Origin of the sequence: Burkholderia alba (assembly GCF_034721475.1) — a bacterium.
GTDB classification, from domain to species: Bacteria; Pseudomonadota; Gammaproteobacteria; order Burkholderiales; family Burkholderiaceae; genus Burkholderia; species Burkholderia alba.
On record NZ_JAWJWL010000187.1, the window covers coordinates 1 to 389 of the forward strand.

Consider the following 389-nt stretch of genomic DNA (forward strand, 5'->3'; position numbering starts at 1 on the left):
GTGCTGTTCCTGTCGGCGTTCCCGAGCGCGGCGCTCACCGGCCAGTCCTTCATCGTCAGCCACGGATGGTTCATGCAATGAAGCCGCGCGCCCGTACCGAAAAACAGGCGGTCGACCCGGTGGACCTGCACAACGAAGCCAGCGTGCCGCCGGCTCACGTCCTGCCCTACGAGACGATCGCGCTCGTGCTGCAGGGCGGCGGTGCGCTGGGCGCGTATCAGGCGGGCGTGTTCGAAGGCCTGCACGACGCGGGCATTCCGCTCGACTGGATTGCCGGCATCTCGATCGGCGCGCTCAACACCGCGCTGATCGCCGGCAATCCGCCGGAGCGGCGCGTCGAGCGGCTGCGCGAGTTCTGGGAAACGATCTGCCAGCCGGCGTTCTTTCCC

1 protein-coding gene and 1 pseudogene are annotated in these 389 nt (G+C 68.4%); both read left to right on the forward strand.

Annotation, left to right across the window (positions count from 1 at the left end):
- A pseudogene (locus RZR99_RS33150) lies at window positions 1-81 on the forward strand (3-hydroxybutyrate dehydrogenase); the annotation flags it as partial.
- Window positions 78-389, forward strand: a 312-nt coding sequence (locus RZR99_RS33155) for a patatin-like phospholipase family protein (RefSeq protein WP_323123871.1), incomplete at its 3' end; no start/stop codon positions are given. The pseudogene RZR99_RS33150 and the gene RZR99_RS33155, both read left to right, overlap by 4 nt.